Annotated in this window: 21 protein-coding genes; 12 read left to right on the forward strand and 9 right to left on the reverse strand. The window is 59.7% G+C overall.

Features of this window, described 5'->3' with window-relative positions:
* Positions 1-2: 2 nt before the first annotated feature.
* The 6 genes from pglZ to DC363_RS14265 are packed head-to-tail and all read right to left on the reverse strand — an operon-like array spanning position 3 to position 11596.
* Positions 3-2504, reverse strand: coding sequence for a BREX-1 system phosphatase PglZ type A (pglZ, locus tag DC363_RS14240; protein ID WP_108641828.1), 2502 nt, complete (start codon positions 2502-2504; stop codon positions 3-5).
* On the reverse strand, positions 2497-5976 hold the full coding sequence (gene pglX / locus DC363_RS14245; RefSeq protein WP_108641829.1) for a BREX-1 system adenine-specific DNA-methyltransferase PglX: 3480 nt from the start codon (positions 5974-5976) through the stop codon (positions 2497-2499). The genes pglZ and pglX overlap by 8 nt, the downstream gene beginning before the upstream one ends.
* A complete protein-coding gene (brxC, locus tag DC363_RS14250) occupies positions 5976-9497 on the reverse strand; it encodes a BREX system P-loop protein BrxC (protein WP_108641830.1) in 3522 nt (1173 codons plus the stop codon). The genes pglX and brxC overlap by 1 nt, the downstream gene beginning before the upstream one ends.
* 4 nt (positions 9498-9501) lie before the next feature.
* Positions 9502-10104, reverse strand: a complete 603-nt coding sequence (locus DC363_RS14255) for a DUF1788 domain-containing protein (RefSeq protein WP_108641831.1) — start codon at positions 10102-10104, stop codon at positions 9502-9504.
* Complete coding sequence (locus tag DC363_RS14260; RefSeq protein WP_108641832.1) at positions 10101-10745, reverse strand: DUF1819 family protein; 645 nt, start codon at positions 10743-10745, stop codon at positions 10101-10103. The genes DC363_RS14255 and DC363_RS14260 overlap by 4 nt, the downstream gene beginning before the upstream one ends.
* Positions 10742-11596, reverse strand: a complete 855-nt coding sequence (locus DC363_RS14265) for a BrxR family helix-turn-helix transcriptional regulator (protein ID WP_108641833.1) — start codon at positions 11594-11596, stop codon at positions 10742-10744. The genes DC363_RS14260 and DC363_RS14265 overlap by 4 nt, the downstream gene beginning before the upstream one ends.
* Before the next feature lie 201 nt (positions 11597-11797).
* Here DC363_RS14265 and DC363_RS14270 point away from each other — a divergent pair, with 201 nt between their 5' ends.
* The 3 genes from DC363_RS14270 to DC363_RS16985 all read left to right on the forward strand — a co-directional run bounded on the left by DC363_RS14270 (position 11798) and on the right by DC363_RS16985 (position 14594).
* The gene (locus DC363_RS14270; protein ID WP_108641834.1) at positions 11798-13096 is read left to right on the forward strand and encodes a peptidoglycan-binding domain-containing protein; all 1299 of its coding nucleotides are present in this window, start codon (positions 11798-11800) and stop codon (positions 13094-13096) included.
* A gap of 141 nt (positions 13097-13237) precedes the next feature.
* Positions 13238-13717 carry a thermonuclease family protein gene (locus DC363_RS14275; protein WP_108641835.1) on the forward strand — a complete coding sequence of 160 codons (480 nt, stop codon included), beginning with the start codon at positions 13238-13240 and terminating at the stop codon, positions 13715-13717.
* Between the two features lie 121 nt (positions 13718-13838).
* Positions 13839-14594 carry a hypothetical protein gene (locus DC363_RS16985; RefSeq protein WP_196778433.1) on the forward strand — a complete coding sequence of 252 codons (756 nt, stop codon included), beginning with the start codon at positions 13839-13841 and terminating at the stop codon, positions 14592-14594.
* A 103-nt stretch (positions 14595-14697) separates the two neighbouring features.
* On the opposite strand, the gene DC363_RS14285 is transcribed toward DC363_RS16985, so the two are convergent.
* The 3 genes from DC363_RS14285 to DC363_RS14295 all read right to left on the reverse strand — a co-directional run bounded on the left by DC363_RS14285 (position 14698) and on the right by DC363_RS14295 (position 15722).
* Positions 14698-14922: a hypothetical protein gene (locus DC363_RS14285; protein WP_108641836.1), complete on the reverse strand. Its 225-nt coding sequence runs from the start codon at positions 14920-14922 to the stop codon at positions 14698-14700.
* Between the two features lie 166 nt (positions 14923-15088).
* Positions 15089-15346: a helix-turn-helix domain-containing protein gene (locus tag DC363_RS14290; protein ID WP_108641837.1), complete on the reverse strand. Its 258-nt coding sequence runs from the start codon at positions 15344-15346 to the stop codon at positions 15089-15091.
* Positions 15347-15470: 124 nt separating this feature from the next.
* Complete coding sequence (locus tag DC363_RS14295; RefSeq protein WP_108641884.1) at positions 15471-15722, reverse strand: hypothetical protein; 252 nt, start codon at positions 15720-15722, stop codon at positions 15471-15473.
* Positions 15723-15931: 209 nt separating this feature from the next.
* Between DC363_RS14295 and DC363_RS14300 the strand changes: the two genes are divergently transcribed.
* From DC363_RS14300 to DC363_RS14335, 9 genes are read left to right on the forward strand one after another with little or no spacing between them, the layout of a single operon-like run.
* Entirely contained in the window at positions 15932-16300 is a 369-nt protein-coding gene (locus DC363_RS14300) for a hypothetical protein (RefSeq protein WP_093363101.1), read from the forward strand.
* 43 nt (positions 16301-16343) lie between these two features.
* Positions 16344-16958: a lytic transglycosylase domain-containing protein gene (locus tag DC363_RS14305; RefSeq protein ID WP_108641838.1), complete on the forward strand. Its 615-nt coding sequence runs from the start codon at positions 16344-16346 to the stop codon at positions 16956-16958.
* Positions 16955-17248, forward strand: coding sequence for a TrbC/VirB2 family protein (locus DC363_RS14310; RefSeq protein WP_012187323.1), 294 nt, complete (start codon positions 16955-16957; stop codon positions 17246-17248). The genes DC363_RS14305 and DC363_RS14310 overlap by 4 nt, the downstream gene beginning before the upstream one ends.
* Positions 17241-17519: a VirB3 family type IV secretion system protein gene (locus DC363_RS14315; protein ID WP_008327373.1), complete on the forward strand. Its 279-nt coding sequence runs from the start codon at positions 17241-17243 to the stop codon at positions 17517-17519. The genes DC363_RS14310 and DC363_RS14315 overlap by 8 nt, the downstream gene beginning before the upstream one ends.
* Positions 17509-19872, forward strand: coding sequence for a VirB4 family type IV secretion/conjugal transfer ATPase (locus DC363_RS14320; protein ID WP_108641839.1), 2364 nt, complete (start codon positions 17509-17511; stop codon positions 19870-19872). The genes DC363_RS14315 and DC363_RS14320 overlap by 11 nt, the downstream gene beginning before the upstream one ends.
* Positions 19869-20036, forward strand: a complete 168-nt coding sequence (locus DC363_RS16990) for a hypothetical protein (RefSeq protein WP_170317860.1) — start codon at positions 19869-19871, stop codon at positions 20034-20036. Before DC363_RS14320 ends, DC363_RS16990 begins: the two co-directional genes overlap by 4 nt.
* On the forward strand, positions 20026-21180 hold the full coding sequence (locus tag DC363_RS14325; protein ID WP_196778434.1) for a lytic transglycosylase domain-containing protein: 1155 nt from the start codon (positions 20026-20028) through the stop codon (positions 21178-21180). The genes DC363_RS16990 and DC363_RS14325 overlap by 11 nt, the downstream gene beginning before the upstream one ends.
* Complete coding sequence (locus tag DC363_RS14330) at positions 21180-21989, forward strand: type IV secretion system protein (RefSeq protein ID WP_108641885.1); 810 nt, start codon at positions 21180-21182, stop codon at positions 21987-21989. Before DC363_RS14325 ends, DC363_RS14330 begins: the two co-directional genes overlap by 1 nt.
* A 16-nt stretch (positions 21990-22005) precedes the next feature.
* Positions 22006-22659, forward strand: coding sequence for a VirB8 family type IV secretion system protein (locus tag DC363_RS14335; RefSeq protein WP_108641841.1), 654 nt, complete (start codon positions 22006-22008; stop codon positions 22657-22659).

Genomic DNA, 22659 nt, shown 5'->3' on the forward strand with positions numbered 1-22659 from the left:
CCTCAAAAGTCAAAATCTGTTGTGATGCCACGTTTCAACTGGAAGCGGTGGCTTGTGTAGTCCTGGTAATGGCTGGTTTTGCCAACCCGCTCGCGCAGTTTCAGGAATACGTCCTGATTGTTGAAGTTATCCGCCTGACGCGACAGCAGGAATTTTCGCGGCATTTCACGTTCCCGGGCATTGTCCGAGGTGAAGTCGAACTGCAGAACATGCTCGTCTGAAATTAGCGTGCCGTCGGCGGCGTAGATTCCCGCGACCAACTCGCGGGCCTGCATTTTCTCGGAGACGGTTTGCGCTTGGTAGAAGATCACCGCGGTCTGCCCGGAGGTGATCTGGCTCCGGCCGGACACAATGATCTGCACCTCGACCTGGTTCACATCCGCCTCGCGTTGTTTGCCAACACGGATGACAGGGATGACGATTTCCTGCAGCGACGCGCCACCATGGACAAACCGACTTCCCGCTCCTTTGACCCGAAGACGGTTGATAGAGTTCGGGATCAGGACATCGAGGTCGCCAGTGAGGCCCAGGTTGACCGAAGAGAACTTCTTCATGCCTGCGGTCTCATGAAGGCCACGACCGACGACGAACCGACGGTTCCGCATCAGGATCTCGTCGCCTTTTGGATCCGCAACTGCGAAGTCGCTCTCGTCAAGCGCTCGGTGCTGGTAGAGGAAGCCATGATCCGCCGTGATCAGGATGTTCGAAAAGTTTGCCGAGGTCAGTTTTCGAACGAGCTTGGTCAGCTCTTCGATCGCGTCTTCGGCAGCCTTGGGCAGCTGATCCTCGGTCTGTAGCTTGTCCCCGATCGCGTCGATCAGGTTGTGATAGATGTAGACCACGTCGTTGTCGCGGAAGAGCTCTTTGCCCTCATCGACACGCATATCCAGTACATCGCGCGCCAATAGGGCCTTGGTACGATCCCCTGCGCGTCCAGTTGCCAGAAGCTTTTCGCGCGCGGCGAGGCCTTGGGTACTCTCCCCACCTGATAGGATTGAACCCTGCCCATCGGTCGCAAAGCACAGGTCCCGGTTTGGCAGAAGCGCTGCCATACCGAGCTGTGTATAGCTCGGAAGCGCGCTGATCATGGGTTTCAGCTCGGCATCAAATCGGTTCAGCGCTCGTATGCGGCGCAGGCATTCCTCGGCTACCTCAAAGCGCAAAGCATCCGAAACGATGACCGCGACCTTCTGGTCCTTGCGGCGGAACTCTGCGGCCTGTTCGAAATAGAAGGCGCTTTGGCGTGCGTATCCCGGAATGGCCCAATCGGTCAGCCCTGCGACCTGATCCTGCCAGGCATCGTTCAGCTTCAAGAGGTAGCTGTTGGTATATCTGTTCTCGACTGCCTCGTAGAGTTCCGAGAGTAGTGAGGCATGGCCGCTGCGCTGCATGTGGTAGACGAATTTGCGATAGAGCTGGTCAAGCTTGTACCAGCTGCTGACATATCGCTTCACCCCTTCGGCAGGGCTCGTCATCCCCAGATTGGCTTCGGCCAGCGCCTGCTGGAATTCGGTCGCAAAGCCGATCGCCTGATAGATATCCTCGTAGGTGCCATACCAATGGCTCTGCCGGCGCTCGCGGACCCATTTCAGCACCTCGGATGCGCTCACGGTCTGGGTCGACATCGCATGAACAAGCTGTCGGATGACGTGGCGATCGATTTCCTCGAAATGGTCGACCGCCATTACCGACCGGAAATCGCGCTTGGACAGATCTTCCGGGATCTTCAGCAGGCCCTGATAGCGTGCGGCCAGCATTTCGAAGGCTGCTTCCCAGTGGCGGTTGTTCTTCCAGCGGCGGAAGACCAGCAGTGCCTCGGCGTTCAGCTTGCCATCTTCGCCGAGCGCCCGCAGATACGCCGACTGGAAGAGCGCGATCGCAAAGTCCTCGAAATCGGGCTCGTCCGGCTGATAACCATAGGCATTTCCGACCTGCTTCCAGAACACCTCCATCAGGCCCGAACGCTCGATGAGCCGCATTGCATCATCGCGACCCTCCGCAAGCTCGCCCAACAGCGCCTCGACCACAGTATCAAGCCCACCTTCGGCGCCAGCACAGACGGCAAGCATGCGCAGCCGAACCTGCGATTGGGTGTCGGCGGCATGCAAAAGCCGTTTCAGTTCAGCCACCCGCGCCTTGGAGCGGTAGAACTCCATATGGTCGCGCACGACGTTCTCAAACTGCGGCGGCAGGCCCAGCTCACCCAGCCAGCTCGCCGCCTGATCCGCCTTGAACACTGCGGTCGCCAACTGCAGGTCCAGCAGCCAGTTCGCCGCGTTCCCAGGCTCTGGCCCGTCGTGGAACACCAGAAACTTCGCCTTCGGCTCCTGCCGCAGCATACGGTATTTCAGCCCGAACTGGTTGTTGGTGATCTCCACCTTGGTGACGCCCGCCAGATCGAGCGCATCGAACTCTCCCCGCATGTCGCGCGCGGCGTCATACCAGAAGACGATGCGATGCTCGTCGAAGAGGCGTCTTAGGCTGGCGGTGATCCGGTCAGTCATCCTTGGCCTCTAGTCCGGGGATCTTCTTAAGCGCTGCGCCGAATTTCGGATAGTTCGCCTTCACACCGTCATCGAGGTCGATCTCGATCTTGGCCTGCGCCAGCGGGAAAGCGACATCGCGCTCCCATTCGTTCAGCTCGTCGATCTGCTTGGCGATGACGGCCATGTCTTTCAGCGCCTTGGTACGCTGGCCTTGGCTGGCGCTCGGGTCATCGGACAGCTTTTCCAGCCGCCCACGCTCCCCTTCCAGCTTGCTGATGAACTCGCGCAGGTAGTCGTTGAGCAGCACCGACACCGTATCGCCCCGATAGCGGTGCATGTAGATCAGCGCGTTGAACGTCCCCTTGGGGCTGGAGAACATCCAGTAAATCGGGCGCTTCTTGTAGCGCTTCACATGGTCGGCGTAGAAATCCTTGGTGAAATACTTGCGGATGTCCTTGCCAAGGGCATCCTCGATATAGCGCAGGTTCTCGCGGAAATGCGCCTCGCCGAAGGTCACGCGCAGGAACAGGCGGAAGCGTTCTGTGATGTCGTCGGCGAACCAGTCGGCGTCGAGCACGGGGATGACGTTGTCTTCGTCCGGCATGAAACTCGGCTCGGGGATGCGGGCGAGGTAATCCTCCAACCGCTCGCCCTGATTGGCGAGGATCAGGCCCGGCGCGTCGAGGCTGTAGCGGCCGAACATGCAGCCCACGGCGTAGCTGAGGAACTCGGCCATGGTGTCGGCGCGCAGGCGGCTTTCGCGGTCGTCTTCAGTGCCCTTCACGCCATAACGATAGGCGGGGTTGCAGGTGAGGGTGATCTCCTCGATCGGCACCTCGGGGGTCAACTCGTCTTGCAAGCCGTAAGCGTCGATGAAGATGCGGTTGTTCTCTTCCTCCAGCCGCTGCATCTCGTCGGTCATGGCCTGCCAGTGGGCGCGCAGGCGGGTATAGCTGGCCTTCAGCGTGTCGGCCCGGTGATCGGGCGAGAGCAGCGGGAGCGTGGTGAAATCCCAGGAGGTTTCGTAGGCGTCCCAGTCGGAACGGGCGACTGAAACGGCCTGATTGGCATACGCGGCGATGTCCGTTTGTGCTTTCACAAATGGGATTTTGCCGACATAACCGGTGTTGCAGTGCATGCCAGGCACGACAATGTCCGCGAAGTAGTCTGATACAGTCGAGTTAAGGAACGCAAGGTGGTGCTCGATCTTGACCTCGGGGCGAGCAAAAATACTCATTGCCACAACATCGAAATGTGAGCCCTCTGGCCGCAATCTTGAACCGATTTTTGCCTGCCCGATGTCAGACCATTCCGCTGCTTCTCGGAAGTAGAAGCCGACATTCTGAGGACGAGACCGCAACTTACCGCGTGCATCGCGGAAGTTCTTGATCTCGAATCCATCATTGCGCCAGTCAATTACGAACTCTCGGTTTCCATACCATTTCCTGAACTCCCCACCTTTGCTGTATGGGTAGTAGTGGTCCACAGACTCGTTGAACATCTTTGTCTGCGAGCTCGAAACCTCAAACCACTGCTTCAGAAAGCGATCATTGTCGCCGGTTTGCAGGCCAACTTTAAGATCCGCGACGTCAGCAAGAGATGGGTTCTCCGAAAAAATGTCGAAAGAATTTATCCAGTATGCGATCGGCTCGCCGGGAACTTTTTCAAAGTCCTTTGATGCCGCCCGGTAGTAATGCTTGTCTCGGGCCGCGATCGCATTTTGGGCCATCGCAGCCTTTTCAGCTTCGCTATTTCCATCCACGAGCCGCAAGTAGGAGCCTTCAAACAGGTCATCTCTGAATTTTGCGAGCACGAAGGCTGTTGTTGTTACGACCTCGCCGCCAATTGTGTCAAAACCCCTCGGGCCTTGATGGGCCATTGTAAGGATGGTGGCTTCTGAAAGAAGCTTGCTTCTCAATTGCTCGTAGGATGATTGGAACATCCACGCCTGCATGTTGATCATGGCGGTCATGGCATTCGATCTTGAGAGCCACAGAGATCGCTCCATGAACATGGCAAAAAGATCAGATTTGCTGTTTGGGAACCTTTCCTTTGCGTAGTCTTGCAAAGGTGCATTCATGCCAGATGCGCCCATATACGGCGGGTTGGCCACCACCACGTGATACTTCGGCGACAGCGCCTCGGCCATGCGCAGCACGGAAACGACGCGCTCCTGCACCTCCTTCAGCAGCAGGTCGCCGCCGAAATCCCGCGCCTCCACCACCCGCAGCGTCTCGGCCGGGTCGCGCAGTTTCGGCACGATCAGCGAGCCGAAGTTCTTGGCCTGCTCGAACTGCAGCAGCGTCTCGCGCAGCTCGTCGGTGAACAGATCCTTGCCCACGACCGCGGCCACGTCCTGCATCTCGGCCGGGGTGAAGGTGACGTTCTGCAGCACGACGATGTCGGGCTTCGCCTCCATCCGCAGGAACCGCCGCCGCCCCAGCCGCGCCGCCGCCTTCATCGCCAGCGCAAAGGCCGCCAGCGCCCCTGCGCGGTCGTCAATCTCCACCCCCGTCAGGTTGTGCGTCAGGATCAGCGCGGGGATCCTGTCGGCCTCATACCCCTCTTCCTCATAGATCGCGTAGAGCAGGTCGAAGGCATAGGTCAGCATGTGCCCCGAGCCACAGGCCGGATCGCAGACCTTGATTTCTTCGGGCTTGCCGATCTTCAGGAAGTCTGTCTCGGGCTCTTCCGGCGCGATGTAATAGTCCATCCGCTCCGCCAGTTTCGACCCCGGCCGGTTCAGCAGCCAGAGCCGCCCCAGCGAATTTTCCACCAGGTAGCGGACGATCCAGTGCGGGGTGAACAGCTGCGTCGCGGCGGGGATGTTCTCGGCTGTGATCTTTTGGTTCTTCTTGAGGCCCGCGAAGACCTGATCCTTCTTCTCCGAGATGTAGAACTGGTAGAGCCAGCCGATGATCTCGACGTCCTGGCAGGCGTCTTCGGTCATGACCTTGCGCAACTCAGCGAGGATGGAGGTCTGCGACAGCAGATCCTCGGGCATCAGCAGTTCGGTGTAGTCGTCGATTTCCTCGAACAGGAACGGCATAGGCCCGTGCCACTGGTTGCAGGTATGGACCAGCAGTTGGCGATAGGCCTCGGCCTGCGGGTCAGACGACGGGGTGCGGCCATCAAGCAGCGCCGCGATGCTGCCCGGCGCGCCCTCGGGCAGGTTGCCAGCCATCGCCTCGGCCAGAAGTTCGGGCCGCGTCTGATCTCCGGTCGGCGACACAACGCCAACGGTCGTGTAGCCGTTCACATCCATGAAGCGCAGGGCGGTGAAGCGGTTGAACCAGGTATAGGCGACCTGTTCGATCACTTGCCGCTTGCCGTCCCGCGCGATGGCGGCGTTGAGCGCCTTCATCGCCGCGGGATGCTCGCGCTGCACCGGGGAGGCCGGATCGAGCACGAGGTCGAGCTTTGAGGTGACCTGATCGATCAGTAGGTTCCGAGCCGCTTGGGCAAATTTCTTGAGCGCGTTCGTGTCCATCAGACGATCACCTTCTTGCCCGCGCGGATCTGCTCCAGCAGGGTCTTCTTCATTGCGTCGACATATTGTTCGACGTCCGTCTCTTCTGTCAGGTAGGGCTTGGCGAAGCCGACCTTGATTTCCGAAGCGTTAACGTAAGTTGGCTGCGGGGCGGCCGCCGGGGGCTCATTCATACCGGGGTTGGGCTGCGGCTGCGTGGCCGGTCGGCTGAGCCGTTCGACCTCCGCCAGAATGCGCGGCAGCAGATCGAGTTTCGCACCGTTTGCCCTGTCGCGCAGGATCGGGATCATCTTGACGCTGTCGAGCCCGGCTTTGTGGCTGTCGATGTTACGCTTGATGTGCGCTTGCTCATCTGCTGAGAGTGCCTGGAACTCTGGCGTCTGCGCAACTTTGGCCGAACACTCATCGATGGCCGTGATCACGGCCTTGCGCTCCTCGAGCACGGTCAATTCCACGCGGTCTTTCAGTCCGTAAAGTTCCGTCTTGAGGGATTGAATGGCCGTGCCCCTGTAACAAGCAGGATCTGCCAGCGTGCGGGCCAAGGCCTCGCCCGCAACAGCATCGACGTAGGAAATATTCGCTTCCTGATCGCGCAGAAAATCGCGCGCATCGTCATAGATCTCGCGCTGTGCGCCGCCCATGAAACTGCGGACCTTGTCGAGCACGTCTTCCTTGGCGTCGAGCAAGTCGTCTTCCTGCGCCGCAGGTTCAGTTATGTACCAAGTGGCGGGTTTGCCCACCATAGCCGAGATTTTCGCCGCCAACGGCTCAAGCGCCACGACAAAAGGATACTGGGCTTTTTGGGCCAGCAGCTTTCCCAGTTCTTCCGACAGTGTCCGAGTGCTTTCCAGCCATTCCGCCCCAATCGTGCGGGCGTCGGTGCCGTCCGCGGGGAGGTCAAACAGCTCTTTGTAGAGCTCCTTCGCCTTCCGAATTTGGGCGGAGGTGAACTCGGTCTGCGGAGTCAGAAGGACATTGGCCAAGGCATGGCTGTTATTGAGCGCCTTCGCGAGTTCGGCGCGCTCAAGTACCATGCTGTCCGAGCGAGCCTCCAGCTTCCCTTTACCGGATAGGCTGGCGGCGAGGCATAGAACTGCGGTGACAGGCCACCCATAAGGTTTACCGCCAAACCGTTCTGTAAGGTACTTGACGGAGACCTTTACGCCGATCCGGGCCTGAGACTGGACGTAGTTCAACACGTCCTGCTCGGCCTCGGTCAGACCTTCGCCGTTGTCGCCAAATAGCCCGCTTTCGGGCGTCGCGGCCTTCAGAATGTCGGCCTCGGAATAGGTCACCCCCCGCAACATCGGGAGGTTGACATAGACTTTGTCGACGAGGCCCTGGAAGCCTTTCACGATCCGCTCTTGTGGCTCTTCGCCGCCGATATCAAGCTCATCGCCGCGCACGAACATCCGCGCCTCTGCCATGAGCTTGCGCAAACGCAGTTCGAGGTCCTTGTAGCGGCGGCTGTTCTGATCCCCTTTCTCCGCGACAATGCGGTCGCGCCCCGGCTGCTCCGAGCCCGCTCGGGCTTGCCGGATGAACTTGTCGGTCTGCTTGAAGAGCGTCAGATCACGAATGAACCGCACATCAGCTTGCAACACGACCGCTAGTTCCTCGCGGCTCACATTCCGCATTCGCACAGCCTCGGGCGAGGCGACATCGTCGTTGAAAGGGCTGATCAGATTGATCGAGAGCTCATGCTCCCGGCCCAAGAGGTGATCGTCCAGTTTACGGCTGAAGCTGTATTCATTGCCGGTGGTCAGATGCTTGATCTTGCGATGGCGCAGGATCGTATCAAATGCCAGCGTCTCCATTTCCTTCGACAGCTCGGACGGGTCGACATCGAGCGCCTTGATCTCGGCCTCGACATCCTTCTCCTCGTTTGTCAGGAACTCGTAGACCTCGCCATTGCGCTGGATAAGCGTGTTTCGTTCGAGGAAGGACAGCGCCTCTTCAATCTTGCGGCGTTGTTTGATCTGATCAGTATCGAACTCAGAGAGCAAAAGTACGCTGATGTTGCGCACCGTTGGCTTGAACTCCTTGACGTATTTGACAAGGAAGAGCGCTTTCAGCACCCGGATCGCAAAAGGGTCGATGTCCTGGATTTCTTTTTCGGCAATCTGGATCGACTGTTGGACGGCCGACTTCAGAGCGGTGCGGATGCCCTCGAACATAAGATCGAACGTAGCAAGGTCGCCCACGGGCTGGTCTGCCATCTTTTTGGCGACCTCCTGGAACACACCCAGCATTGAGCGTTCGCCGACTGAGCTGTGCTTGCCCTCGAAAGCGTTGTGCTGAGACAGCGACGTGATTGCCATCTGGAACAGCATGTATTGGTAGGGCGGGAACGGGTAGCTTGAGACGAAGTGGGCGCGCCCGTCAAAATTTTTCAGCTTGATCGACCCGTCCGTGAAATCGAAAAGGGTCTTGAGGTTGTTTTCTTCGCGATCATGCAGGTTGCCAAGCCTGACCTGACCTTCGTCGGTCTTGGATAATAGGCGACGCTGGATGACCTCGGCCACGTCGGCCGAGTTCAGCGGCATCTTCACGCCGAAGCGCGCCATAATCTTTGAGAAGTCCTGCGACTGGAATGCTTTACCGTCCCCGATGATGGCTTCCATGTCCTGTTGCGACGTGACGATGACCCAGGCCTGACCCTTGCATTTCGTATTCAGGCTTTCGGCGATGGTCTGCAGGTTCGTCATCAATTTGACGTTCTCGGCGATGTACTGGCCGACCTCGTCCACGAAGAAGTTCAACCGGAACTTTGGCCCCTGTTTGTCGATCCAGGCCTTCACCTTGATCGCAAAATCCTCGATTGAGACGCGCGTATCCGCCCGGTACTGGCCCAGAATATCCGCGGCATCCGCCGGGTCCCCGCCCGTGACCACGGCAAATGCGGTCGCAATGTTCTTCCGCTCAAGCGCTGCTTGCTCACGGCCTCGCTCCCAGGGTTTGCCTGCAGCGGTCTCATAAGCGTCCTTGAACGCAGCCAGCTGGCCGCGATCATCGAGGTCTCGTTCAAACTGCGCTATATGTGGCAGCTTTCCATAGTATCCGCAGGCTTCGTCGAAGACCTTCTGGAACACTGAGAGAAGCGCGTCGACGTCGGCTTTGGAAATGACGTCGGCCTTCTGGTCGATATTGAACAGGATCGATCTCGATGGCACGGAAACAGCCTTGCGCAGAGATCCTTGAAGCATGGGCTGATCGGCCAGCTTCTCTTCGAAGATGTCGAATGCCCGGACCCCATCCACTTCCCGGTTTTCCATGAGAAGGGCGAGCATCTTCAAGAGGTGCGACTTACCCGATCCGAAGAAGCCCGAGATCCAGACCCCATTGGCGGTGTCGTAGTTGTTATAGGCGTCGAGGAAGGTCTCAAGACGTTTTCCGATTTCATCGGTGATAACATACTCGTCGAGTTCGACGCGCAGGCTCGCCTCGTCGTCCGCTTTGATCACACCATCAATCGGGCGGTCGACAGGCTTTGCAAAAATGCTTCTCAGAGCGGTGGTCATCGGATCAGACCTCGTAGTTCAAAATGTTGAATGCACGGTAATACTTGTCGTCATGCAGCAGCCCGAAGAGATCAAGGGACCCTCCGGTTGCCGTGGAGTGCGTATAGCTGCCCGGGAAGAACAGGACGGTCGGCCTGTCCTTGGCCGTACTCTGGAGATTGTTGAGCACATTGTGCGAGCGGATATACGGATAGACCTCGCCCACACCGGAGAGAAAGATCACGTCATGCGGCTGAGCGGCGATGGCCGCACCAATCTTTGGGATCAGGTGCTCGTGGACATCAAGAACGCCCTGCAAGAGCTCGCGCAGCTCTGACTTCTCCATGTCAGGCTCTGCGGCAAGGATGTCTTCGAGGATGCCACGTTCCTCGAGAAGCCCAAGGGAGATATCGTAGAGGCTCAGGTCGAGCGCTGTCACGCCCGCATGCGCGATCCGCTCGATCAGGTCGCGTCGGTCCTCGATCATGGTGACGCCTTCTTCCGCCGGGAACGGGCAGATGAAAAATGGCACTTCGTTGCCGAGGCCTTGCTTGGTCAGGAACCGTTCGCTGGTGATGACCCGGTAGAGGTGCTCGGCGCGTTCCTTGCGTGACAACTGCGGGATCATGATGAGCCTCCCTCGATCGAAACGCTAGGGAACACCGCAAGATCGGTGGGGTCGGTCGCCTCGATTATCTGCCGCAACTGCGCCGAGAGATACGTCGACTGGATCCGGTTATCGCCAGAGATAACGCCAGCTTCCCGCATCATGCGGAATAGGATCTGCCGAAGCTTGTTGCGGGTGCTGTCGCTGATCGAGGCCAGCCCCTCATTCCAATCGGCTTTGGCATCAAAGAATATGTCGAAGCTCTCGAGCGGCAGGTCCAGCTGATAGGCGAGATACCGATCACAAATGACCTCAACAGCGAACTCACGCACGAACCTGTAAGCCCGACATGTGGCGATCCACAGTAGGTGCTGTTGTTCTTGTCGACCGGGCTCACTGACGAAAAACCGGATTTCGTCTTCGGTCAGCGTCATCAGGCGGTTGACGATTTCGCGGAGGGTGCGCCGGTTTGAAGCCGCCTTCGGCAAAGACGTCGCCCCCTCTTCGAGCGCGCGTGAAAGCGTTACTTTCCAATCTTCACCAGCTACGTGCAGTTCGGCGACGATCACGCTCTCGTTCAGAAACAGCCCCCCAGAGGTGAAGGACATTTTGTAGGGCTGGTGGTTTGCTCCGAAGTCTGCTTTCCGTGCTGCCATGGTCATCCAACGACCTCGTCTCGATTCAACAGCACGATCTGCTGGTCCTGCGGTTTTCGAGCGGCGGGGTCGGTATCAAGCCCCAGCCTCTTGAGCGCGTAGAACAACAGCGCGCGGCGGACTACGATCTGCGCGTGGCCCGCCTCCATGCCATAATCCATCTCTATCGCGCGGCGTTGGTTGTCGGAGAGGTCCGGATGCGGCCCAATCTCGAGCAAGACGTCTGTGTGCCAAGCGCCATCAGAGCTAGGGTCCGATGTAACAGGCCCTTGGTCCCCGACCTCCACGATGCGAGAGAGCAGGAAATCCTTGAAAACCTGGTCATTCTGGCAAAACGCGCGGGCATGCCAACGGAAGCCGTCAAAGGCAAGAGCATGGGGCTCGATCCAGCGCGCGCTTGGCTCAGGGCGCGACATCGACTGATAGGTCACCTGCAAGGCGGCCGGCAAACGGATCGCCGCGAGAACATCGCGCAGCGTTTCAGGTGCCACGCCTCGGGCAGGTGTCGGCGTTGCTCCAAAGCCCGGAAAGACGCTGATCCAGCTTTGCTCCGCGCTCACCAACCCCTGATCGACGGCCCGCAGCTGCGCGAAGTACTCCTCCGCATCGGGCTTGAGATATTTGGGCTTGAATTGTTTGCCGCGCAGGTAGGTGCGCAGGCTCTTGTCATAGACGAGGTTCCGCTTGGCCTGATCGGTATAGGCGTTCAGGTCCAGCGATGCCTGCTGTGTTGAAACCCCGAACGCGTCCATCAAATCCCCTCGGTTTATCCGCCCCTGCCAGAACAGGCGAAACTCGATGAACTCATATCGACGTTCGACACCCCAGTTCAGCTGCTTGCCCTTCTTGCGAGTCACTTAGTGCCCTCATATATATGTCGCAAAATTACACGCGTCCAGTTTTTAGATTGACTCACAAATCAGACCATATGACTCTTGAAATGTCAGGAAGTCGATTCGTGACAAGCCCGTCGCGTTATTAGACGTATCACAAACTTGGGGGCTCGCCCCAGCATTACCCTCCCGCACCGCTCACTGGAAGGGAAAAGGAGCTTTTGCATGACGAAAATTCGTACGCTCACCGCATCCCTGTTGATCAGCACCTGCCTGACGGCAGGCGCCGTCGCACAAGAAAGCTCTCCGCTGGACGCAGAAATTGCAGCGATCGACAGCCAGATTTCCGAAGTCGATGCGACGATCTCCCGCTATGATGGGGGATTGATCCGTATGCTGGCCGAGAGCCGCCGCGAGGCTCTGCTTCTCTTGCGCACGGTCGTGGAGGCACGACAGGCGGCGGAAGCCGCTGGCGCGATGATCGAGGTCACCGTACCGGCGGTAGAGCCAGATCCAGAGCGCGCCGAGCAGCTTCTAGGAGAAATGGCCGCACAACAGAATCGTGTCGAGACCGCGGAGCGAGAAGCGGCCTCGGCAGGGGGATTGATTCAGGCGGTGGCCCTCAGCCGTGTGGAAACGGAAAAGCTCACGCTCGCTCAACTGCAAATGGCCTATCTGCAGGCCCGTTACGGCATCGCCTTCCCGGTGACACCGACCGGTACGAATTCAGCGCCGCCCATAACCGACCCAACTGCGCCCGCTGCCTTGATCCAAGGCGACGAGGTCGCTGAGACCGCACTACCTTGGGCCGACCCGGACCACCCGGACATCGACTACAGCCTCACGCCTTTCGAGCAGGCGCATAATGAAGGGGACCGGATCGCAGGCTGGTGGGTGATCAATGAAGAGCGTGCAGCAATCGACGACAGCCCGTCGGTGGTGGCCGTCAATTACTCTGCCTATGACGCGCGCAGCTTTGGGGGTCCTACAGCCCTACTCGCGCAATGCCGTGAGGGCGTGACGTCGGTGGTGTTTATCCAAGACGATTTCTTGATGAGTGCCATCCGACGGGATTCGTTCGACATCACCTACCGGATCGACAGCAATCCTGCGCAATCTACGCGCTGGAACGAGTTGACCAATAACAAGGGGGCCGGGCTCTTCGGCTCTGGCTCGGAGGGGTTCCTGCGCGGCCTTTACGATGCTGAAGCCTTCTTCATCCGTCTCACGGACGGCAATGGCCGACGGTACGATGCAGAATTTGATCTCGCTGGAATCGAGGATGCGATTGAAGCCGTAGCAGGCGCCTGCGGGTGGTCGACGCTCGATCTCTCGCCCGACGACTACCGCGCGATCCAGACTCTCCTGAACGCCGGCGGGTTTGAAGCGGGCACCCCGGACGGGGTCTGGGGTAACGGCTCGCGGAATGCGATGCGCGCATTCCAGGAGCAAAGGGGCTTGCCAGCCTCTGGCGCGCCAGATCGCGCAACCCTCGAGGCATTGGGCGTCCAGCCCGGCGAATAGCAACCTTGCCCACACAGCCCTGGCTCAAAATCCTCCCTGTCTTGTTGCAGTGGCCAACCGGCGGCTTCACAGGGCTTTAGTGTTCACTGCAGGATGATCCGTTTATGTCTGGTCACCTCTGCAAAAAGATTGGTCCGCCCTATGCGCTTTCTGCTCGCCCTCCTTCTGTTCTCGTTTGTTGCCGCCTCGCAGGCCCATGCCGATCGCTTGACCGGCGTTGCCAGCGTGATCGACGGCGATACACTGGAAATTCGTGGACAGCGCATCCGGTTGCATGGGATCGATGCCCCGGAAAGCCGACAAGTTTGCGCCACGGCCGAGGGTCAGCGCTGGCGCTGCGGACAACAAGCGGCACTGTCCCTCGCCGACAGGATCGGCCGCCGGAAGGTCAGCTGCACCGTGCGCGATATCGACCGCTATGGCCGCTTCATTGCGGTCTGTCATCAAGACGGTACCGATCTGAACGCTTGGCTTGTGCGTGAAGGGTGGGCCGTGGCTTATCGCCGATACAGCCGCGACTACATCCGCGATGAGACCGAAGCCAGATCCGCACGGCGCAATATCTGGTCCGGACGCTTTGACATGCCGTGGGACTGGCGCCGCGCGCAACGTGGCGGATGATGAAGTGCGAGGCTGTCGGCTCGCGATCTTGCCTACCACCGCAACCGCAATACGCATCACCAATGTTGCAATAGTATATTTTCGTATGTATGCTGGGTGAAGATCGTCAAGGGTCCTTGCCATGCGCTTCGAATTCAAAAACCTCGCTCTGGCGGCCTTTTTAGCTCTCGCCTTGTCCGGCCCAACAGTTCCCACGCAAGCCCGCGCCCAAACCTATCCGATCGACTGCGCCATCTTGCTGTGTTTGTCCGGTGGCTGGCCGGCTTCTGTGCCATGCGCACGCGCGCGGGCCGAGTTCATCCGGCGCATCACACCCTGGCCGGTGGAGCCGCCGCTTCAGATTTGGCGCTGCCCCATGGGTGCGTCTTACGATGGGCCTGCCAGGTCGCGCCCCACCGACCGGATCTTCGATGCCCTATATGGTGGTTCAGGAACCCCACCAAACTCTTTAGCCCCGCTCTTCGATCAGGCTGCCGAGGCAGGCGGAATGCTCGGGCTGAAAGGGTCCGACGCTGTCTGGGGGAACCTCGTGCGGGCTGATTACGCTCTCCAGCTCGTAGAAGACCGCGCCGACATCGATATCAGCGGGCCGGAATTCAATTTCGTGCGCTCCATTCGCGTCTTTGACGTTCGTTATGCCCGCCAGCACGAATCCGGGCGAGATGGCGACTGCAACCGCAGCGCCGTCGTTGTCCTCGGCACCTACGGGATCCAGGGCGATTTTTCTTGGAGGGCGTCGTCACCCGCAGCGCTTCCTGCTGCACATGCCGGTCTCGAGCGGTGGGGCGAGCACTGCCCGAGCATTTATCACAGATCCGTCTTCGTGGAGTGGCGTGATTATAGCGGGAATTACGGCTTCGAGCAGGTCAATTACTGACTGTTGAGCCGCAGCGATGTCGCGCAGAGTCCTGTACGAAATCAAACCTGGAATGCAGGAAAAACCACACAATCGACGGCCATAAAGGCCGTATTCTATCATGTCAGCCTTTGCGACAGGGCAGCTGCGTGAGAGACAGGAAGTCGATTTCAGCTTTATCCGCATCGCAGAGATCCGGGAAAATCTTTGAGACGCGCTGTGGGCCATGCATGTCCCACCGGATTGCCAGAGCACCTGTGTTCCAGCGATATACCCAGCCGACAATGGTTTCTTCATCGGCTGCAATCAAACTGGCGATCGCGACGCCTTCGACCTCATTTTCGTTCACTGTTTACTGACTTTCTGCAATTTGGCGTTGCGGATAGCAGCTCAGATCCAAAACATTTGCTGCAACCGTATGCCGGGCCTAGTTAAAATCGGTAACTGTTCGTCCTCGCGGTAACGAATTCACACCGGGAGAAGTCAGCTCCCGTGCTCTCGAAAGATGAAATGGCTCAAATTCGGTGGTCGGGCTCCGTGGCGGCTTCGACGATCGCCAAAACCTCGAAGGGGTCAAAGCCGATGGCGCGCGCAAGGACGACCAGCTCGACGACGTCGACCCGGCGCTGGCCGCTTTCAATGCGCGCCACAAGTGATTGATGGCACTTGAGCCTGTCCGCCAAGTCGTCCTGGCCCAAGCCTGCGCTTTTACGCGCGTCGACCAACGCCTGGCAGAGTGCCACCTGCCCTTTGCTTCTGATTGTCTTTGCCACGCGTCACATACCTTTTGTGACGTCGCTAGCGGATGAAATCTGTTATCTAAAAAGTAGATATATGAGGGTGTTATCGGCGTCTGGTTTCCATGGGCTGCAAGTCTGATGCTCCCGAGGTTGCCCATCAATCCCCTACCAATTGCAGAAATCGACCATAGTCCTCGCTGACTTCGCGCGCTTCTTCGAACGCGCGGGCGCGTTCGCTGTCGAGGCAACGGAAATAGCTCTGGATATCCTGGATGTAATTTTCGAAATCGCTGCGGATGATAGCCGCATAGTCCCGCGCGGCCTGCGAATCACTCGGCAGGAAGGGACGGGGTGGAGCGAAGCAGGATTCCGCCAAAACCGGCCCAGAAACGCAGATCATAAGAACCATTGTCTGCAATAAGCGCAGACCTTTCAACCTGAGGTTTTGCAAGTCCGTTATCTCCTTGATCGCGGACATATGCCGTGACTAGTGTCCGTGAACCAAACTACAGCTAAAGCACGATATTACATCTTGCGGTTGATAATATACTATCGTAACTCTGGGCTTCAAGTGGGAATGCCTAGGGTCGCGCCATTGGAGAAAGCGTGAGCCGGGCCATGAACTGGGACATCGAAGCACCAAATGTGGTTACGGAAGCACGTTTCCGCGAACTCGTGGAAAGCGGCTATAGCGCAGAAATCCTGTGCCAAGAATCGGCACACAAGAAAGGCCCCAGCTATTACGGGGTCTGGATCATGCGTGTGGTCTCCAACGAAGGCGTGGAGAAGCTGCTGGTCACAGCCCGTACTCGGACGACCTATAACGACATCAAGATCCGCGAGTTCAAGACGATCTCCGGCGTGGTGTCTTTCTTCATTGGCCTTGGTTTTGCGCACGTCGATCTGCCGCTTGAGGCGGGGACAAGCCGTACGCACAAACTCGCCCCGCCAGACAAAGCCCCATCAGAAAAGGGCACTGGCAGCTAGCCTCGTCTGTCTCTGGCTGGTCACAGCGCCAGCTTCAGCGCAAATGGTTCTTATCATGGAAGGCGACGGCTCTCTGATCCCGTCGCGGTCTCAGAGCGGTTTTACCCGGAACTACAATGACGGCATTGGTCAGGGTTCGGCCTCCGATGGGATCGCGATCTACGGCGAGGTAGAGGCCGAGCAAGAGGGCGTCCAAGTCGCGGCCCTTGCCCGCCCGACTCCCCTGCCCCGCGCCGATGTCCTCTCTGGGATTCAGACCACGGCCTTGCGCTATGCCGGCCATCCCGGCCTGCGTCGCGCCGGGCTTTCCGTGACGGATTGGCTGGCTCTCTATCGAGCCAATATCGAGGTTGAGAGCGCCTATCGGCAGAATGCGATTTCAAGTGCAGGTGCCATTGGCCTTGGTCAATTGATGCCAGCGACGGCGCGTGATCTGGGCGTCGACCCGCGTGATCCGCTGCAGAACCTCGACGGGGCCGCCCGCTACCTCGCGATGATGTTGGACACGTTTGGCGATCCACGCCTTGCCCTCGCAGCCTACAACGCCGGACCCGATGCGGTCCGCCAGTACGGCGGCATTCCCCCCTACCGAGAAACCCAGAACCACGTGGCCCGCGTCATGGCCGTCGTGGCCCGATTGGAAGGATCAAATTTATGAGACAGATTTCAAACCTCTTTGTCGCCTCACTGGCGCTATTCCTGCTCATTGCCGAGCCCGCCCTTGCCCAAAGCATCGATCTATCCCCGATCCAAAGCTTGTTGCAGGGCATTGTCGATGCTCTAACCGGCCCGCTCGGCGTCGTGATCGCCACACTCGCGGTCCTTGGCGTTTTCTTGAGCTGGTTCTTCAATATCATCGATCTGCGTCAGGCGCTTTGGGTCCTCGTCGGGATCGCTGGTGTTGCGGCCGCCCCCACCATCGTCGCCGCGGTTTTCGCCGGTGGCTGAGCGCTCGCCTCTCTTTCTGGGCCTCGTACGCCCGCCGAAGCTTCTGGGCCTGCCCATCATGTACGCGATGGTCTGGCTTTTCGGCTCGGTGCTCTTGTTCGTCTGGGTCCAGCACATTGCGGTGCTGGGCGTGGCCGCCCTGCTCTACCCGGTTCTCTGGAAGGCCGCGGACTGGGATCCGCGTTTCATCGACGTGATGATGACGGCGCTGCAAGAGACGCCGCCCACGCGGAACCGCTCCATCCACGGCGGGGACAGCTATGCCCCGTGAAGCCGCGCTTGATCTCCGCACGATGACGCCGGACTGGTACGCGCACGAGACCCGCCTCGCGCACATGCTGCCCTATGTGAGCCTCGTCGATGACCAGACCGTGCGGACTCGGGTCAACGAGCTTTTCCAGTGCATCCGGCTCGACGGGGTCAATAGCTACACGACCGATGACGCCTATCTCGACAAGGTGACCGCGCTCTTTGCCCGGATCATTGCGCAATTGGGGCCGGAGTTCAGCTATTACGTCCATAAGGTCTCGAAGGCGATCACGCCGGACCTCGAGCCGCTGCGCGAGGACAGTTTCGCGGGAGAAGTCGACCGGCTCTGGCGCAAGAAGCTAGAGACCAGCGGGCTGCGCGACAAGACGCTCACCCTTACGATCATCCATCGCCCGCCTCCAAAAAGCGTCCTGCCATTCCTGAACCGCAGCGCGCCGGATCGCCTCAAGGAAGCGACCGAGAAGCGCCTTCGCCGATTGGGCGAGGCCGTGAACGTGTTCCTGTCTGGCCTGACGGAGCTTAACCCACGTGTGCTTTCGGCCAAGTCCGGCGAGTTGATTGGCTTCCTAGGGGCCCTCAACACTGGCCAGGAACTGCCGCTCTATCCGGCGAACACCTATGGCTTCCTGTCCTTCAACGTCGCCAACACGCGAGTGACGTTTCAAGGCGATCACTTCGAACTCTCCGAAGGCGTCGTGGGACACCGCTACGGCAAGAGTTTTACCATCGGGGAATACTCGGAAGGCACCTCCTGCACCATGTTCGACATGCTGAACCTGCCGGTCGACATGATCGTCACCCATTCCTTCACGCCGATCAATTCGAACCTCATGGCAGGCCGCATCAAGCGGCAAAAGCGCCAGATGCAGGCCAGCCAGGACGCGGCCCTCTCGCTCATGGAAGCCCTCGATATCGCTGCCGATGATCTGGAGGCCAAGCGGCAGAGCTTCGGCGAGCACCACATGGTCGTGACGATTTTCTGCGATACGCTGGACGAGTTGCAAAGCTTGAGCGCCGAGATCGTGAACGCCGCTGCCGCCGAAGGCGTGAAGATGATCGGCGAGCGGGTCGCGGCCAAGGCGCATTACCTCAGCCAGCATCCCGGCAACCAGCCCAAGCGCGTGCGTGCCAGTGCGATCACCAATCGAAACTTCGCAGATTTCGCGGCCTTCCACCGGACCCAACTCGGCAAACCCGACACGAAAACCCCTTGGGGCCGCGTCATCACCTATCTGCCCACGCCCGAGCAGAGCGCCTATCGGTTTTCCTATCACGAGCAAGGCTCGCCCGACAAAGAACCGACCAGCGGCCATACCCTGATCATGGGGCGGCCCGGGTCCGGCAAATCGGTGCTCTCGGCCTTTCTGATGACCCAAGCCCGTCGCGCAGGGGCGCGGATCTTCGTCTTCGATTACCGTCTTGGTATGGAGATGGCGGTCCGCGCCAATGGCGGGCGCTACGCCTCCCTGAACGCAGGCCAGCCCACGGGGCTCAACCCGCTCTGGACCGAGACCGATGCGCGGGGCACCGCCTGGCTCTCGGATTGGCTCACAACCCTGCTCTACCGCGCCGACAAGCCCCTGACGCCCGCACAGATCAACCGCATCCAGGAAGTCGTGCGCCAGAATGCCCAGGCCACCAACCCGGCCCTGCGGAACTGGCGGGATTTCGCATCGCTCTTTGTGTCGACCGACGATGGCGGCGATCTGCACCAGCGCCTGCTCGAGTGGTCTGAGGACGGCCGCTACGGCTGGATCTTCGGGCAGAGCCTCGAGGACACGTTCTCGCTCAAGGGCGATGTCGTGGGCTTCGATCTGACCGGCATTCTCGACAGCGAGGCCGACAAGGAACGGATGGCGGTCCTCTCCTATCTCTTCCGCCGGGTCGAGCGCGAGATCGAGGACCGCCGCCCCACCATCATCGTGATCGACGAGGCCTGGAAGGCGCTCGACAACGCATATTTCGCCGAGCGGCTGTCGAACTGGCTGGTGACCGCGCGCAAGCAGAACACGGTTGCCGTGATGATGACGCAATACGCAAGCCAGCTCGAGCGCACCCGGACCGGCAAGACCATCGTCGAGGCCGTTCCGACGCAGATCCTGCTCCCCAATATCCGCGCCAATGCGTCCGATTACGCCATGCTGAACCTGACGGAGAAGGAACTCGACGTCCTTCTCAACACCGGCAGCAATAGTCGCTTGGCACTGATCCGCGACGATCAGGGCTCAATCGTCGTCGATGCCGATCTGAGCGCGCTTGGACCCAATCTCACGATCCTTGGCGGCATGGAAAAGGGAGAAGCGCTTGTCGGCGCCGATTACCGCGACCGCCCAGATTTTTGGAGGCTTTCATGATCCGTATTCTTGTCGCTTTGGCTGCGCTCGGCGCGCTGGCCTCCTGCACTCAGTACCGGGAGCCGCAGGCGAACTGCTTCACATTCCTTGCGTCCACAGCACCTGTCGCGCCTGATTGTGACTTCACGCCCCTTGGCACCCCGGAGGGCGACATTGAAGTCTAGCCTGCCTCATATCCTGGCGTTTTGCCTGCTGCCCGGTCTCGCCTTGTCTCAAGGCGTGCCGACCAATGACAGTGGGCTGACCGCGCGTGACATCGTCGAGACCGGCGATCGCGAGGCAGACTTGGCTGTTCAGGCGGACAAGCTTGCCGTGCGCGAACTCATCGCCGAGATCGAACGGGAGCAGCTGGAAACCCTGCAACGCATCCTCGATGCCCAAACCAGCTTCGGCGGTCAAGGACTGCCGGCGATGGTCTCGGGCCTGGAAAGCGGCAGTGGCGATCCAGCCCGCTCTGTCGAGGCGGTCTATGGCACGGGTGACATTGATCCCAATCCCGGCGGTGCGCAGATGTTCGGGGATGCGGCGGAAAACATCGAGCAGCTCATTATCCGCGTGGCTCAGGAGACCAGCGGCTTTGCCGGCGTTGGCCGCGCGGGCCTCTCCCCGGTCCAATGGCGCGCACTCCTACAGGCGCTCATCTGGCAGGAAAGCCGGTTCACGATTGGCGCCCGCTCACCCGTCGGCGCCTTTGGCCTCACCCAGATCATGCCCGGTACCGCCAGCGATCTGGGCATCAATCCGGAATACTATGACAGCCCCTACCTGCAGGTGCATGGCGGTGCACGCTATCTCGCGACACAGCTTAACACCTTCGATGGCAACATCATCAACGCCCTTGCGGCCTATAACGCCGGACCCGGCCGGGTTTTCGAGTATGGCGGCGTGCCACCCTTCCGCGAGACCCAGCATTACGTCCAGGTGATCCCCGAACGCTATAACCTCTATTTGACCCGTATCGGCGGGATCGAAGCGCTTGGCACGATCGACCCCGCGCTTCTGGCCAATGCCAACCTCTCGCTCACTGGGCACGGCGCGGCCTTTTATGGCAGCAACTCACCCGCCGCGATCAGGCAAGCCGCCATGCGCATCCGCGATATCGTCGAACGGATTTCCGAGACCGAGGATGTGCAGGAAAGCATCGCACTCAACACCTATGCCCGCGCCGAACTCGTGCGCCTCGTCGCTGCACGCATCCGGCTTCAGGCGGCACGAACCCGCGTCCTTTCTGCCGAGGAGCTGGCCCAGGCCAGCGCCCGCATGGCCGAAGGCGCGTTCATGGATTTTACGATCAGGGAGATTGAATGATGGGACATCTGCTCTTGAGGACAGCTTTGGCCACGACACTTGGGGTTAGTCTGCATCTTGGCGCCCTATCCCCTGCCCTCGCGCAAGGCGTGCCCGTCGTCGATACCCAGAACATCGCGCAAAACATCCAGCAGCTACGGCAGATGATCGAAGACGAGATCCTGCAAAACGAGCAGCTGACGCAGCTCCGTGAACAGCTCGGCCTTCTCACGGATCAACTCGCGGAGCTGCAAAGAACCTATGAAGCGCTCACCCGACTTGCCGAGCTTCCCGAAATCATCCGGACGGAAATGGAAGACGAGTTGAACGGTCTGCTCGACCAGGAGTTCGGGGACATCCTCGCCACGATTGAGGCGATCAAGACTGGGGATTTCTCGGGCCTCTCGGGCTCCGGCGCAGGCGAAATCGAAACCCAGATGGACCGGGTGCTGGCCGATCTCGGCTTCGATGAAGACACGCTCTCGGAAATGGCCACCAGCGGCAATCCCGGGGCCAACCGTGTGGCCACGCAGGCCACAACCGGCGCACTCGTCTCAGCCGCCGCCCAGAACAGCTATGAAGATGCCGGCCAATCGCTCGAGCGGGTAGACCGCCTCGTCGGGCTCATCGACGACATGGAAGAACTCAAGCAAAGCGTCGATCTCAACACGCGCGTGACAGCTGAATTGGCCATCGCCCTCGTGGCGATGTGGCAGCTGGAAGCGATTCAAACGGTGGGCGATGGCACCGGCGGCGTGATCGATGCCGCCACCATCGCCGAGGAGCAGCGCTTCATGGATTTCACGCTGCCCGAGCTGCGGGCCGAGTGAGTGCGGGGTGTGACGCGTGGCGAGTGAACAAGAGATCATCGAGGAAGAGCTGGTCTACGGTGCCCTGCGCCGTGAACGGCTTTGGCAGCGTCTTGGCCTGATAGGCCTTGTCTTCGGCATCATCGGCTGTCTGAGCGCCGCAGCAGTCGCGATCCTCGATGTCGACCCGCCGCCCGTGGTGGTCCCCTATGATCCCGCCACCGGCTTTGCGCTCCCCGAGGCCTCGGTGGGCGCTTCCTCGGTGACGGCCAACCAGGCGATCATCGAGGCGGAGGTCTTCCGCTATGTGACCGACCGGGAGATCTACAATCAGCTCGATAACGATCTGCGCATCCGCAGTGTCCTGCGCCGCTCGGACGGGGCCGCCGAGAGCAGGCTGCGCCAGATATGGAACAGCGCAAATGAAAACTATCCACCGACCGTCTATGGCCCCAATGCCCGGCTCGACGTGGAAATTCTCAGCATCAACCGGATCGGATCCAACCGCGCGACGGTCCGCCTGCGCAAGCGCCTGACGTCCATTAACGGCACCCAGACCGGCCTCTTCACTGCGACGCTTCTCTTCGAGTTCCGCCCGGAGACCCGCCGCTCCATCGATGAGGTCTGGACCAATCCATTCGGCTTCACCGTCCTCGAATATTCCATCCGCTCCGACAGATTGGAGAATTAG

Source organism: Thalassorhabdomicrobium marinisediminis, from assembly GCF_003072065.1.
Lineage (GTDB): Bacteria > Pseudomonadota > Alphaproteobacteria > Rhodobacterales > Rhodobacteraceae > Octadecabacter > Octadecabacter marinisediminis.